The 13060-nt window shown below is 75.3% G+C and carries 15 protein-coding genes; 3 read left to right on the top strand and 12 right to left on the bottom strand.

Annotation, left to right across the window (positions count from 1 at the left end; all coding sequences use genetic code 11):
- Window positions 1–58: 58 nt before the first annotated feature.
- Window positions 59–979 carry a DUF1206 domain-containing protein gene (locus tag BLP29_RS19155; protein ID WP_243470110.1) on the bottom strand — a complete coding sequence of 307 codons (921 nt, stop codon included), beginning with the start codon at window positions 977–979 and terminating at the stop codon, window positions 59–61.
- Between the two features lie 3 nt (window positions 980–982).
- Window positions 983–1810, bottom strand: a complete 828-nt coding sequence (locus tag BLP29_RS19150; RefSeq protein ID WP_092807582.1) for a DUF1206 domain-containing protein — start codon at window positions 1808–1810, stop codon at window positions 983–985.
- Between the two features lie 99 nt (window positions 1811–1909).
- On the opposite strand from BLP29_RS19150, the gene BLP29_RS19145 reads away from it, so the two are divergent.
- Both BLP29_RS19145 and BLP29_RS21880 read left to right on the top strand, forming a co-directional pair.
- The gene (locus BLP29_RS19145) at window positions 1910–2527 is read left to right on the top strand and encodes a hypothetical protein (RefSeq protein WP_092807580.1); all 618 of its coding nucleotides are present in this window, start codon (window positions 1910–1912) and stop codon (window positions 2525–2527) included.
- Between the two features lie 103 nt (window positions 2528–2630).
- Entirely contained in the window at window positions 2631–2759 is a 129-nt protein-coding gene (locus BLP29_RS21880; protein ID WP_279385471.1) for a hypothetical protein, read from the top strand.
- A 113-nt stretch (window positions 2760–2872) separates the two neighbouring features.
- On the opposite strand, the gene BLP29_RS19140 is transcribed toward BLP29_RS21880, so the two are convergent.
- Window positions 2873–4303, bottom strand: coding sequence for an amidase (locus BLP29_RS19140; RefSeq protein WP_092807578.1), 1431 nt, complete (start codon window positions 4301–4303; stop codon window positions 2873–2875).
- Between the two features lie 97 nt (window positions 4304–4400).
- Here BLP29_RS19140 and BLP29_RS21360 point away from each other — a divergent pair, with 97 nt between their 5' ends.
- Window positions 4401–5318 (top strand): helix-turn-helix transcriptional regulator, encoded by a 918-nt coding sequence (locus tag BLP29_RS21360; protein WP_207798606.1) that lies wholly within the window; start codon window positions 4401–4403, stop codon window positions 5316–5318.
- Window positions 5319–5365: 47 nt separating this feature from the next.
- Here BLP29_RS21360 and BLP29_RS21875 read toward each other — a convergent pair whose 3' ends face one another.
- The 9 genes from BLP29_RS21875 to BLP29_RS19095 all read right to left on the bottom strand — a co-directional run.
- Window positions 5366–5497 (bottom strand): hypothetical protein, encoded by a 132-nt coding sequence (locus tag BLP29_RS21875; protein ID WP_279385470.1) that lies wholly within the window; start codon window positions 5495–5497, stop codon window positions 5366–5368.
- A 61-nt stretch (window positions 5498–5558) separates the two neighbouring features.
- Window positions 5559–6581 (bottom strand): hypothetical protein, encoded by a 1023-nt coding sequence (locus BLP29_RS19130; RefSeq protein WP_092807576.1) that lies wholly within the window; start codon window positions 6579–6581, stop codon window positions 5559–5561.
- 2 nt (window positions 6582–6583) lie between these two features.
- Window positions 6584–7633 carry a glutathione S-transferase family protein gene (locus tag BLP29_RS19125; protein WP_092807760.1) on the bottom strand — a complete coding sequence of 350 codons (1050 nt, stop codon included), beginning with the start codon at window positions 7631–7633 and terminating at the stop codon, window positions 6584–6586.
- Between the two features lie 58 nt (window positions 7634–7691).
- Complete coding sequence (locus BLP29_RS19120) at window positions 7692–9437, bottom strand: thiamine pyrophosphate-dependent enzyme (RefSeq protein ID WP_092807574.1); 1746 nt, start codon at window positions 9435–9437, stop codon at window positions 7692–7694.
- Between the two features lie 13 nt (window positions 9438–9450).
- The gene (locus tag BLP29_RS19115; protein WP_092807758.1) at window positions 9451–10407 is read right to left on the bottom strand and encodes an SDR family NAD(P)-dependent oxidoreductase; all 957 of its coding nucleotides are present in this window, start codon (window positions 10405–10407) and stop codon (window positions 9451–9453) included.
- Window positions 10408–10463: 56 nt separating this feature from the next.
- The gene (locus BLP29_RS19110; protein ID WP_092807572.1) at window positions 10464–11279 is read right to left on the bottom strand and encodes a formate/nitrite transporter family protein; all 816 of its coding nucleotides are present in this window, start codon (window positions 11277–11279) and stop codon (window positions 10464–10466) included.
- 81 nt (window positions 11280–11360) lie between these two features.
- Complete coding sequence (locus BLP29_RS19105) at window positions 11361–11675, bottom strand: EthD family reductase (protein ID WP_092807570.1); 315 nt, start codon at window positions 11673–11675, stop codon at window positions 11361–11363.
- Between the two features lie 73 nt (window positions 11676–11748).
- Window positions 11749–12798 carry an SDR family oxidoreductase gene (locus BLP29_RS19100; RefSeq protein ID WP_092807568.1) on the bottom strand — a complete coding sequence of 350 codons (1050 nt, stop codon included), beginning with the start codon at window positions 12796–12798 and terminating at the stop codon, window positions 11749–11751.
- An 82-nt stretch (window positions 12799–12880) separates the two neighbouring features.
- Window positions 12881–13060 (bottom strand): hypothetical protein (locus BLP29_RS19095; protein ID WP_481269003.1); only part of this gene is annotated, 180 nt, incomplete at its 5' end.

Below are 13060 nucleotides of genomic sequence, written 5' to 3'. Positions count from 1 at the left end.
CGGTCGTTGCGCGGCCGGAGGCCGTCGGCGCCGCGGGGCCGGAAGCGTGCAGGATCCCTCAGGTGGCCGGGTCGCGGTCGGGGTAGCGAGCCCGAGCCAGGGCGTAGACCCCGAAGGCGGCGAAGCCGACGGCGACCGCGGTCAGCAGCCACTGGCCGGTGGGCACGGCGCCGATGGCGTTGAGGGCGCCGTCCAGGCCGGTCGCCGTCGAGACGTCGCGGGTCACCGCGGCCCACACCACCAGGCCGCCGGCGACCACGAATGCCACCGCCTTGGCGAGGTAGCCCACCCGGCCCAGCGCGGCGATCGTCGGCTCGTACCGGTCCGGAGCGGCGTCGAGGTCGACGTCCTTCATGAAGCCCGCCGTCCACCCGCGCCAGGCGAGGTAGGCGCCCACGCCGACCACCACCAGACCACCGGCCACCAGCAGGACCGCCCCGCCCGGGATCTCCAGCAGGTCGTCGGTGAGGTCCTGCGTGCTGTCGGTCGCGTCGTACCGCGAGCCCACCGCGAAGACCAGCGCGATCCCGGCCAGCGCCCCGTAGACGACCGCCTTCGCCAGGCACTTCGCGCAGATGAACGCAGCGTGCACCCGGCGCTCGGGCACCAGCAACCCGGTCCACCAGCGCAGCACCTCACCGGCCTGCCACAGCGCCAGCGACAGCAGGCCCAGCCCGATCACCCACAGCAGCACCAGCCCACCCGGGCTCTCCGACACCGTGCGCAGCGCACCGGCCTGGTCGGCGTCGGCGGCGTCGGGGGAGACTCGCCAGGCCACGGTGAACGCCAGCCACCCGATCAGCAGGTGCACCGCCCCGTAGGCGACCAGCCCCACCTGCGCCAGCCGCTCGAGCCAGGGGTGGTCGGTGACCTCGCGGGCGCGGTCGGCCGCCGCGTGCGCACGGTCGAGCCAGCGCTGCGGGATGCGGGCCTGCACCCGGTCGAGGAGCCGGCCGACCGCCGGGGGCAGGGTCGCCACGGCTCAGGTGCGCTGCGGGTAGCGCGCGCGGAAGAAGCAGAAGACGCCGAACGCCGCGATGCCCACGGCCACCAGCGACAGCAGCCATCGACCGAACGGCGCCTGCAGGATCGTGTGCATCGCGCCGTCCAGACCGGTGGACTTCGACGGGTCGAACGTGATGGCCGCGTAGGCCAGCAGCCCGCCGACGACGACGAACGCCGCCCCCTTCGCCACGTACCCGACCTGGCCCAGGCGGGTGACCGCCCGCACCTCGGACGACGATGCCTTCGACGTGTCGATCTCGTCCAGGAACTTCTTCTTCAGCCCCTTGACGACCTGGTAGAGGCCGACGCCGATGACGACCAGCGCCGCGAGGCCCACCAGGAACCGGCCCCCGGGCAACGCGAACACCCCGGACGTCGTGTCCTGCTGCTGCCCCGAGCTGGACGACCCGCCACCGGTGGCGAACCTCAGCGCGGTGAACGCGAGCGCGGCGTAGACGACCGCCTTGGCCACGCTCTTCACCACGCCGACAGCGGCCTTCTTCTTGGTGTCGCCCGAGCCGGACAGCCCGCCGACCTGCCGCAGCACCTCGGCCAGCTGCCACACCGCCAGGGCGATCAGGCCCAGGCCGAGCACCCACAGCAACGGCGTGCCGAACGGCTCCTCGGCGAGGGTCTGCATCGCGCCCGACTGGTCGGCCGAGCCGCTGCCGCCGCCCCACGCCAGCTGCAGCGCCAGCCAGGCGATCAGCAGGTGCACGACGCCGTAGGCGGCCAGGCCCACCCGGGCCAGCCGCTCGAGGGTGTCCGACCGGCCGACGCGGTCGGCGGTCTGCTGCACGCTCATGAGGATCTCCCGGCGGTGTCTGCTGGCTGGTCGGACCCCGTCCCGGGAGCGTGGCACAGGGTTGCCCGGTCCGCCCGGCGGATGGGGGACACTGGGCGGGTGACCGCGTCCGCCACCGCACCCTCCACCCCCGTGTCCGCCGAGGAGGCCCGTCGCTCCTGGCCGTGGTCGGCGCTGCAGGGCGTCGTCCTGGTCGTGCTCGCCGTGGTGGCCGTGGTCGTCGCCGACACCGGCGTGCGGCTGCTCGTGGGCGGGCTGGGCGTGCTCGGTGTGCTGCGGGGCGTCGCCGCGCTGCGGGGCGCCCGTGCCGGTCGGCTCGACCGGTCCGCGGCCGTGGCCGGCGCCGGGGCCGCCTGGTTCGGGGCGGTCGCGATCGGCCTGGCCTTCCTCCCCCCGGCCGTCTCCGCATGGGCCTGCGTGGTCGCCGTCGCCGCCGTCCTGGTCGGGTTGGTGGCGCGGGCGCAGCAGCGGGTGCGCGCCGGCCTGGGCGTCGCCGTCGCGGTGGCCGCCTTCGCGCTGGGCGCCGTCCTGGTGGGCCCGGGGTGGTTGGCCGCGGCCGCCGTCCTCGCCGTCGCCGTGGCCGTCCTCGCGCTCGGCATCGCCTCGGTGCTCGCCGCGCTGGCGGCCCGGAAGGTGGTCGACGAGCCGGCCCCCGCGGCCGGCTGCGGCGGGTGCGCCTGCAGCGCAGGCGGGTGCGGGGTCCTGCCCCGCGACTGACCTGCGTCCGACCCTCGCCGGACCGCAACCGCGAGTTCATCGAGACGTCATGATGTCTGGGTAGCGTCGCCTCCGTCACACCGACGGACCCAGGGGGACCACCATGCCCGACCTCGACGGACGCACCCAGGTCCGGACGCCGACCCGCGGCGCCTGGAACTGCGCCAACTGCCCGACCACGAACGAGGCGCACCGCAAGCGCTGCACCGACTGCGGCACCACCCGGCACTGACCCCGAGGAGGTGAGCCCGCACCGTCGCGGGCCCACCGCCGACCAGGGACGCAAAGGCACCCCGAGCCCTCCCCGGGCTCACGGAGGTCGCCCGCGCCGCAGCGGGTTGGACGTCAACCCGCGAGCACCGCGGGCCGCCGGTCGGCCCAGGGCTGTGCCTGCTCGAGCTGGCCGGCCACGGCCAGCAGGGTTTCCTCGCCCAGGTGCGCGCCCACCAGCTGCACGCCCACCGGCCAGCCCTCGGACGAGGGCGTGCCCGGGATGCTGATCGCCGGGGCGCCGGTGACGTTGGACAGGGCGGTGAAGGGCGCGAAGCGGAAGATCTTGTCGTACCACCCGCGCGCGTCGAGGCCGGCGTCGTCGGCGTCGAGGTGGCCGATCGCGGTGTTCGGCTGCGCGGTGGTCGGGGTCAGCCAGACGTCGTGCTCGCCGAAGAAGGCCGCGACCGCCCGGGTGACGGCGTTGAAGGTGCGGTCGGCGGTGTAGAGGTCGATCGCCGTGAGCGTGGCGCCGTGCTCGGCGCAGGCCAGCGTCGTCGCCTCCAGCACGTCCCGGCTCAGCGGCGTGCCCAGCGCCGCGGACAGCCCGAGGGCGGCGTCGGCCAGGAAGCTGGTCCAGGCGGTGAAGTTGGCGTCGTGGAAGGCGGCGGTGTCGTAGACCGGGGCCGCCTCCACCACCTCGTGGCCGAGGTCCTCGAGCACCCGGGCGGTCCGCTCGGCGGCGGTGACGTTCGCCGGGTCGACCGGGGCGCCGTCCGGGGCCGTGGTGCTCAGGGCGACGCGCAGTCGCCGGGGCGCCCGGGCAGCGGCCTCGGCGAAGGAGGTGCCCGGCGCCGGGAGGACGTAGCGCTCGCCGGGCTCCGCGCCGTGGACGGCGTCCAGCACGCCGGCGCAGTCGCGGACGGTCCGGGTCACGACGAACTCGATGCCCAGACCGAGCAGGGGGTCGCTGTGGTCGGGGCCGACGGTGGTGCGGCCCCGGGTGGGCTTGAGCCCGACCAGGCCGCAGTTGCCCGCCGGGATGCGGATCGACCCGCCGCCGTCGTTGGCGTGCGCCACCGGGAGGGCGCGGGCGGCGACCAGCGCGGCGGAGCCACCGGAGGACCCGCCGGGGGAGCGGGTGGTGTCCCACGGGTTCCTGGTCGGGCCGTTCGCCACCGACTCGGTGGCGGCGTTGAAGCCGAACTCCGGCGTCGCCGTGAGCCCGACCGTGGCGAACCCGGCCCGCCGGAACCGGGTCATCAGCGCGTTGTCGTACGGGTAGGGCACGCCGTCGCCGAGCAGCCGGGAGCCGGCGCGCTGCGGGACGCCCTCAGCGTGGGTGATGAGGTCCTTGACGGCGAAGGGCACGCCGCCGAACGGCCCGTCGGGGGCGTGGGCCAGGGGCGCGTCGAACAGCTCCCCGACCAGGGCGTTGAGCTCGCCGTCGACGGCGGTGACGGCGGCCCGGGCGGTGTCGGCCACCTCGTCGGCGCTGACCTGCCCGGTGCGGATCAGCCCAGCGAGGGCGGTGGCGTCGAGGTCGCGGTACTCGGTGATGTCCATGCCGGGCACCGTGGTCCACCGCGTGCAGGCCGCGCATCGGGGGAATCCCGTAGTCGCGGACGGTGCCGCGGAGGCGGTCGGTGTGCCAGGCTGCGGCATGCCGTCCCGGGTGGCCACCGCGCTGCACGTGCGTGCGGCCGCCGACGCCGTCGTCGAGGGCGGGTCCGCGGCCGACCGGGCCGGGACCGTGCTGGAGTCGCTGGTCGACCTCGTCGGCTCGGGGTGGGCTGCGGTCCAGCGGTGGGACCCGGTCGCGGGGCGGCACGCCACCGTGCTCAGCACCGGCTACTCGGCCGACACCGTCCGCGGGATCGAGGAGTGCTTCCACGCCGACCCGCTCTTCGACCTGGTCGGCCGCACCGCGCTGCGGGTGCGGGACATCCCGGCGGACCGCCGGCACGGGCCGGTGTTCGACCGGGTCATCGACGCCGGCGGGTTCACCGACGGGGTGAGCGTCTGCCTGACCGCCGGGCGGCGGTACGTGGGGTCCCTCCACGCGAGCACCCGGGCCGCGGGGGTGGCCGACGAGGCGGCCCAGCTGCTCACGCTGCTGCGGCCGGACCTGGCCGCCCTGGTCGACCCGCTCGACGGTTGGTCGGGAGCCACCGTCGACGACGCGGTCGACGCGTTCGCTTGGCACGCGACGTCGGGGCGGGTGGTCCTGCTGACCGCCGGCGCCCGCGTCGACCTGCGGCCCGCGTTGTCCCCCGCCGCGGCCGGGGCGCGGCTGCTCCTGGCACCGCGCGGCCTGGTGGCCGTCGAGGTCCGCCGGGCCGGCCGCTGGTGGGTGGCCGAGCACCGCCCGGCACCGGCTCCGGGTGGACTCAGCCCCCGCGAGCTGGAGGTGCTGGCCGAGGTCACCACCGGGGCGACCAACCGGGCCATCGCGGCCCGGTTGGCGATCCGGGAGCGGACCGTCGAGGCCCACCTGGCGCACCTGTCGGTCAAGCTGGGCGTGCAGAGCCGGGCCGCCGCCGCGGGCCTGGCCGCCCGGCTGGGGCTCGTCCGGGTCTGACCAGCCGGCCGGTGGCGGCACCACCTCGTCGTCCCCGGGCGCCACGGTCAGCAGCCGGGTCGTGAGGGGGCGGGGGAGCCCACCTGCATCGACACCACCGCGGTGCCGTCGGCGGTGACGTCCAGCCGGGAGCGCTGCAGCTCGGCGCCCGGAACTAGCGCCACCGTGCGCGCCGACACCGGACCGGGGTCGAACCGGGCCAGCCACGCACCGGTCGCCGACCGCCCCGTCGACCGCTGGTCAGCCGAGCACCCACCGGACGGCCGAGCCGTCGCAGGTGCCGGCGACCACGACGGTGCCGTCGTCGGCGGCCACCGCCAGGGCATCGCCCTCGCCGGCGCACAGCTGCAGACGGGTCGGGCGACCCCCGACGGGCACCAGCACGGTCGGCGATCGCTGGTCGAGCAGGGCGACCACCAGGCCGTCGTCGGTCGCCGCGGCGCCGGACACCCGGGCCCCGTCGGCCTCGCCGCCGAGGTCGTCGGCGGTGACGGGGGTGCCGTCGGCGGTGAGCGCCAGCAGGGGACCGTCGAGCACCTCGGGGTCGCCGGTCTGCCGCAGGTCGTCGTCCAGGCCCACCAGGCGGCCGGCGGAGGTGCCGTCGGCGGTGCGGACGACGAGCCCGGCGAGCAGGCCGTCGTCGGTGGCGGCCAGCCCGACCAGGTCGATCGAGGTGACGTCGTCGCCCAGGTCGAGGTCGACGTCCGACTGCACCTCGCCGGAGGCGGGGTCGACGGTCAGCACGGTGGCGGCCAGGTCGTCGGCGGCCTCGGCCAGGACGTGCACGACGTCCCCGTCGGCCACGGCGAGGACCGGCACCCCGCGCGGCGCCGGGCGCGGGGGCTCCAGCGGCTGCGGCGCACCGTCCCGGCCGGTGAGGGCCAGCACCGGGTCGCCGGTGACCGGGTCGGCGGCCAGACCGACCGCGACCGGCTCGCCGTCGACCAGCACGAGGTCGGTGGGCGCGAGCCCGCTCAGCCGGGTCGAGCGCTCGCCGTCGACCACCGTGGACGTCGGCCCCACCAGCAGGACGGCGCCCTCGGCGGTCACCCGGGCGGCGGCGACGTCGGTCGCGGCCACGCCGAGGTCGACCTCGTCGGCGACCGCGAGCTCGCCGCCGGCGGACGACGGACCGGAGGGAGCCGACGACCCGGCCGTGGCCGACGGGTCGGGAGCGGCGTCGGTGAACGACGTGCACCTGGCCACCGCGAGGACGGCCACCGCGAGCACGGTGGCCGGGACGAGGAGCCGGACGGCGTGCACGATCAGTACGAGGTGGAGCCGCCGGCGCCCTCGGACTCGGGGACCTCCTCGCCGGCCGCCACCGGGCCGGGCGGGGTGCCGTCGCCGAACGGCGAGCCGCCGAGCTCCTCGCGGTGGTGCGGGGTGAGCCAGACCGAGGTGTCCGGGCCGACCGGCACGACCTGGGTCGGGTTGATGTCGGCGTGGACGACGTAGTAGTGCCGCTTGATCTGCGGGAAGTCGGTGGTGTCGCCGAACCCGGGGGTCTGGAACAGGTCGCGGGCGTAGCCCCACAGCACCGGCATCTCGGTCAGCTTGGTGCGGTTGCACTTGAAGTGGCCGTGGTAGACCGCGTCGAACCGGGCCAGAGTGGTGAACAGCCGCACGTCGGCCTCGGTGATGGTGTCGCCCATGAGGTAGCGGCGGGTCTCCAGCCGCTCGCTCACCCAGTCCAGGGCGGTGAACAACCGGTCGTAGGCCTGGGCGTAGGCGTCCTGCTCGCCGGCGAACCCGCAGCGGTACACCCCGTTGTTGATCTCGGTGTAGACGCGCTTCATCACGTCGTCCATCTCGTCGCGCAGGTGCTCGGGGTAGAGGTCGGGCGCGCCGTCGCGGTGGAACGCCGTCCACTCGGTGGAGAAGTCCAGCGTCATCTGCGCGAAGTCGTTGGTGACCACCGCCTTGGTGGGCAGGTCGACCATCGCCGGCACCGTGATGCCGCGCGGGTACTCGGGGTCACGGGCGAAGAACGCCTCCTGCAGCCGCTCGTAGCCCAGCACCGGGTCGCGGCCACCGGGGTCGAGGTCGAAGGTCCAGCTGCGCTGGTCGTGGGTCGGCCCGCAGATGCCCATCGAGAAGGCGGACTCCAGGCCCAGCAGCCGGCGCACGATCGTGGCCCGGTTCGCCCACGGGCACGCCCGGGCGACCACGAGCCGGTACCGGTCGGCCTCGACCGGCCAGCCCTGCGCTGTGCCGGATCCACGTGCGGGGTCGGCGAGGATCCGGTCCTCGATGTAGTTCGTGTCCCGCTCGAAGGACTTGCCCGGCTCCACGTAGCCGTTCTCGTTGCTCACCCGCACAGCCTCGCCGACGGGGCGGGGCCGTGCAGGGTGGAGCCGTGCGGGGTGGGGCTCAGGGTCGGGCGAGCTTCAGGTTGGTGCGGGCCAGTCGCACGGCCTCGCCGATGCCGCCGTCGAGCACGACCTTGCCCATCGACAGCGCGAAGCCCTTGGCCTCGGCCGCGGTCAGGTGCGGGGGCACCGACATGGCGTCGGCGGTGGTGACGACGTCGAGCAGCGCCGGGCCGTCGTGCGCCAGCACCTCGGCCACGGCCGCCCGCAGGTCCTCGGCCCGCTCGACCCGGCGGGTGAAGAAGCCGGCACCGGCGGCGACGGCGGCGTAGTCGACCGGCTCGTGGTCGGTGCCGAACGGCGGGTCACCGGCCACCAGCATCTCCAGGCGCACCATGCCGAGGCTGGCGTTGTTGAACACCACGACCTTGGTCGGCAACCGGTGCAGCTTCACCGTGAGCAACTCGCCCAGGAGCATGGCCAGCCCGCCGTCGCCGCTGAAGGACACGACCTGCCGGCCGGGGTGGCTGACCTGCGCACCGATCGCCATGGGCAGCGCGTTGGCCATCGACCCGTGCACCCACGAGCCGATGAACCGGCGCGAGCCGTTGGGGGTCAGGTAGCGGGCGGTCCAGGTGCAGCACATGCCGGTGTCGGCGGTGACCACGGCGTCGTCGTCCATGAGCTCGTCGAGCACGGTGGCGACCAGCTCGGGGTGCACCGGGCCGCCGTGCTGGCCCTCGCCGGTGTAGGCGGCCAGCCGGCCGTCGACCGCCTTCTCGGTGTGCTGCACCGCCTCGTCGAGGAACGCGGTGCCGGTGCGCTGCGGCAGCCGCTCGAGCAGGCCGCGCACGGTGGCGCCGACGTCGGCGGCCACGCCCTGCACCAGCGGCGTGCGCCGGCCCAGGCGGGCCGGGTCGCGGTCGACCTGCACGGTGCGGGCGCCGGGCAGGAAGTCGTCGTAGGGGAAGTCGGTGCCCAGCAGCAGCACCAGGTCGGCCTCGTGCAGCGCCCGGTAGCAGCCGCCGTAGCCGAGCAGCCCGTTCATGCCGACGTCGTAGGGGTTGTCGTACCCGAAGACGTCCTTGCCGCGCAGGCTGTGCCCGACCGGGGCGTGCAGCCGCCTGGCCAGGGCCAGGACGTCCTCGCGGGCGCCGGCGGCGCCGATGCCGACGAACACCGCCACCTTCTCCGCGGCGCCGATGCGCTCGGCGAGCTCGTCGAGCTCGGCAGCGGCCGGCACCACCTGCGGCGGTGCCTGCACGACGGACCCCAGGCCGACCGGGTCGGGGGCGTCGGCGGCGAGCACGTCACCGGGGACGACGAGGACGGCGGCGCCACCCTTGCCCAGGGCGTTCTGCAGGGCCAGCCGCACCCGCCGCTCCAGCTGCGCGGGGGAGGTGACCTCCTCGCAGTAGTGGCTGGCCTGGGCGAACAGGTCGCGCGGCCGGGTCTCCTGGAAGAAGCCGGTGCCGATCTGCGCGGTGGTGATGTGCGAGGCGATCGCCAGCACCGGCGCGCCTGAGCGGTGGGCGTCCATCACGCCCTGCACCAGGTGCGTGTTCCCGGGCCCGCAGCTGCCGGCGCAGACGGCCAGCCGGCCGGTGAGCTGGGCCTCGGCGGAGGCGGCGAACGCGGCGGCCTCCTCGTTGTGCACGTGCACCCAGTCCAGGCCGCCCTCGGCCGACCCGCCCCGGCGGCGGACGGCGTCGGAGAAGGCGTTGAGGCTGTCGCCCACGATGCCGTAGACGCGCTGCACCCCCGCCTGCACGAGGAGGTCGACGAAGAGGTCGGCGGTGGTGGTCATCGTCGTCGCCCGGTCACTCGTCGGCGGGGCGGCTGGCGACGAGCTCCTCGCTGACCTGCCAGAGCCTCTCGGCGTTGCCGGGGTCGAGGGCCCAGGCGCGCACCCCGTCCCGCGTCTGCTCGTCGTCGCCCACGGTGCGGGCCTCCTGGCAGTCCTCGAGGTAGTGCCCGCCGGTGGCGAACTCCGGGGCCACGGCGGCGACCAGGGTGGTGGCTGCGCCCTGCTCGGGGGTCTTGAAGGTGACGGTGCCCTCGCGCTGCATGCGCTCCCACCCGTCGATGACGTCCTGGGAGACGTGGCGCTGCAGGTTGGTCATGATCCCGCCGGGCATGAGCGCGTTGGCCACGACGCCGTCGTCGGCCCAGCGGCGGGTGGCCTCGACCGCGAGCAGCACGTTGGCGGTCTTGGACTGCCCGTAGGCCTGCCACGGGTCGTACTCCCGCTGCTGGAAGTGCAGGTCGGCGAAGTGCACGGGGCTGGCGAGGTGCCCGGTCGAGGACACCGACACGACGCGGGCGCCCCCGGCGGCGGTCAGCGCGCCGTGCAGGCCGGTGGTGAGGGCGAAGTGGCCGAGGTGGTTGGTGGCGAACTGGGTCTCCCAGCCGCGGTCGGTCAGCGTGAGCTGGGGGAGCGCCATGACGCCGGCGTTGTTGACCAGCAGGTGCAGCGGGCCCTCCCAGTCGGCGACGAAGGCCGCGACCGAGTCGAGGTCGAGCAGGTCGAGGCGGGCCACCCGCACGGTGGTGTTGCCGGTGCTGCCGACGACGTCCTGCGCGGCCCGCGCGCCCTGCTCGGGGTCGCGCACGGCGATGGTGACCTCGGCGCCGGCGGAGGCCAGCGCCCGCACGGTCTCCACGCCGATGCCCGAGCCGCCGCCGGTGACGACCGCCCGGGTGCCGGTGAGGTCGTGGCCGGCGACGACGTCGGCGGCGGTGCTGGTGGCGTCGAACGAGGTGGTGATCAGGGGCATGGCCACCACTGTGCCCCGGGTCGTGGTCCGAGGCGACCGCGTGGCCCGCTCGCGGGTCACCGACCAGCCGCGGCCTCGTCGCGCTCGGCGGCGAGCAGGTCCTTGCTGCGCACCAGGCGCAGCAGGGTCACCACCAGCAGGCCCCCGGCCATGTTCGCCAGCACCGTGTACCAGAGCCAGGCCAGCCAGTCGCCGTACCCGAACGGCGCTCCGGAGTGCAGGGCTGCGAACACCAGCAACGAGTCCAGCACCGAGTGGAACAGCTGGAGCCCGGCGAGCAGGAAGGCCCCGGCGACGGCGGCCACGATCTTGGCGCCGTCGGACTCGGTGCCGTGCTGCATGCGGGTCATCAGGGTGAGCGCGCTGCCGGCCAGCAGACCCAGGCACACCGACTGCAGGTCCAGCGGCGAGTCCACGAAGTGGGTGCCCGCCTCGACGGCCGTGGCCCGCAGGTCGGGGAAGGCACGGACCACCAACCACATGATCAGCCACCCGCCGAGCAGGTTGGCCACGAACGTGCCGGCCCAGAACTTCACCAGCTGGACCGCGCTGGCCCGGCCGGCGACCACGGCGGTGACCGGCACCAGGAAGCCCTCGGTGAACAGCTCGCTGCGCGCGAGCAGCAGGGCGATGAAGCCGATGCTGAACGCCAGCCCGGCCAGCAGGTGGCTGTCGGTCTCGGCCAGGACAGCCAGGTAGGCCAGCACCCCGGTGCCGACCTCGAGGCCGCCGGCCAGACCCGTCGTCAGGACCTCTCGCCAGCTGCGGTGCAGGCGCTGGCTGCCCTCGTCGACGATCGCGTCGAAGGCCTCGACCACCTCGTCCTCGGCCGGCTCGTCGTGGTCACCGAGATCGGCGCGGATGTCGCTCATGGACGCTCCTGGTGTGGTCGGTGCGCACCGCGGGGTCGAGCGACCGGGCGGGGGCCGGGCGGGGTCCGGCCCCCGCCCGGATCAGACCGGGACGTCCTGGACGTCGAAGTGCACCATCGTCGCCCCGCCGGAGGCGAAGGTGGCGACGTCGGCGCCCGCGGCCCGGCCGGCCTCCGACGACATGCCCGCGCCCATCGCCTCGGCGGACTCGAAGTCGAGCTCGGCGACCAGGTAGGCCGGGGACGGTGAGCCGTCCATGGTCTCGGCGTGGCCGGTGGAGAACCGGACCAGCCCGGGGATGGCCTGCGCCAGCCCGGTGTGCACGTCGCGGTAGTGGGCGTCGAACGCGGCCGGGTCGGTGGGCTGGCCGTAGGTGACGAGCAGGCGGTGGGTCACGGAGCAACTCCAGGGGTGGTCGGGGCCGGGCTGGTCGGTGCAGCGGTGCCCGGGTCGACCATCAGACCACGGGTCACGAGCGTCGGCGGAGCAGCGCCGAGGCCCCCGCGAGCAGGCCGGCGCCCGCCACCGCGGCGACCGCGCCGTGGTACCGGCTGGCCCAGATCTGGGCGTCCCAGGTCCACTGCTGGTCGCTGAACCGGCCCTCGGCGCCGAAGTCGCGGCCGCCCGCGCCGTCGGCCGGCTCGTACAGGTTCACCGGGTCGTCGGCCGAGGCGTCGGTGTCGGTGAGCTGGCCGTCGATGCCGCTGCGGGACAGGTACCAGTCCATGAACTGCGGCCACACCTCGGCGCCGAGCACGGTGTAGACGGTGGGGGTGCCGATCCACCAGGCGCGCCGGCGCGGGTGGTCCGCGGCGTGCACCATGGCCCGGCCCATGAGCTCGGGAGCGTAGATGGGCGCAACCGGCTGCGGGCGCTTCGGCATCTTGTTGAGCACCCAGCTGAACTGCGGGGTGTTGACGCCGGGCAGGTCGACGCGCGTGATGTGCACGCCGCTGCCCTCGGCCTTGAGCTCGGTGAGCACCGACTCGGTGAACCCCTTCACCGCGTGCTTGGCGCCGCAGTAGGCGCTCTGCAGCGGGATGCCGCGCCGGCCCAGTGCCGAGCCGGTCTGCACGATCACCCCCCGGTCGCGGGGGCGCATGCGCTTGAGGGCGGCCATCGTGCCGTGCACGAACCCGAGGTAGGTCACCTCGGTGACCCGGGCGTACTCCGCGGCCGTCAGCTCGTGGAACGGGGCGAACGCGGCGGTGAAGGCCACGTTCACCCAGACGTCGATCTCGCCGAGCTCGGCCTCGACGCGCTCGGCCGCGGCCTCCACGGCCTCGGCGTCGGCGACGTCGACCGGGACGACGAGGGCGGTGCCCCCGGCGGCGCGCACCTCGTCGGCGGCCGCGGCCAGCCCGACCTCGCCCCGGGCGAGCAGCGCGACCCGGTCACCGCGCCGGGCGAACTCGACCGCGGTGGCCCGGCCGATGCCCCCGCTCGCGCCGGTGACGACGACGGTGCGGGGCGTGCCGCCGGTGCTCGTGCGGACGGGGTTCGTGCGGCGCTGGGGCATGCGGGTCTCCTGCGGGCGGCCGGGGGTTGGACCCCGTGCGCCTACCCGCCGGCGCGGGGGGCTCACGCCCCCCGCGCCGGACTCACAGCGGGTCGGGGTCGTTCGCGCCGGCGCGCTTGCCCGTGTCGTCGAGGACCTCGCGGGCGTAGGTGCCGTGCTTGTTCCCGGCGTGTGCTTCGGCTTCGAGGCGGTCGCGCAGGTGGGGGTAGTGCAGCTCGAAGGCGGGGCGTTCGGAGCGGATGCGGGGGATCTCCAGGAAGTT

Source organism: Klenkia marina (assembly GCF_900101025.1).
In the GTDB taxonomy this organism is placed as follows: Bacteria; Actinomycetota; Actinomycetes; order Mycobacteriales; family Geodermatophilaceae; genus Klenkia; species Klenkia marina.
The sequence above is the reverse complement of the archived record's forward strand: the minus strand, read 5'-3'. Positions and strand labels throughout refer to the sequence as shown.

Bases quoted from the DNA above. Each gene is read 5' to 3' on its own strand.
- BLP29_RS19110 (WP_092807572.1), bottom strand. From the start codon at position 11,279: ATGAGCGACATCCGCGCCGATCTCGGTGACCACGACGAGCCGGCCGAG.
- BLP29_RS19150 (WP_092807582.1), bottom strand. From the start codon at position 1,810: ATGAGCGTGCAGCAGACCGCCGACCGCGTCGGCCGGTCGGACACCCTC.
- BLP29_RS21360 (WP_207798606.1), top strand. From the start codon at position 4,401: ATGCCGTCCCGGGTGGCCACCGCGCTGCACGTGCGTGCGGCCGCCGAC.
- BLP29_RS19140 (WP_092807578.1), bottom strand. From the start codon at position 4,303: ATGGACATCACCGAGTACCGCGACCTCGACGCCACCGCCCTCGCTGGG.
- BLP29_RS19120 (WP_092807574.1), bottom strand. From the start codon at position 9,437: ATGACCACCACCGCCGACCTCTTCGTCGACCTCCTCGTGCAGGCGGGG.
- BLP29_RS19115 (WP_092807758.1), bottom strand. From the start codon at position 10,407: ATGCCCCTGATCACCACCTCGTTCGACGCCACCAGCACCGCCGCCGAC.
- BLP29_RS21880 (WP_279385471.1), top strand. From the start codon at position 2,631: ATGCCCGACCTCGACGGACGCACCCAGGTCCGGACGCCGACCCGCGGC.
- BLP29_RS19100 (WP_092807568.1), bottom strand. From the start codon at position 12,798: ATGCCCCAGCGCCGCACGAACCCCGTCCGCACGAGCACCGGCGGCACG.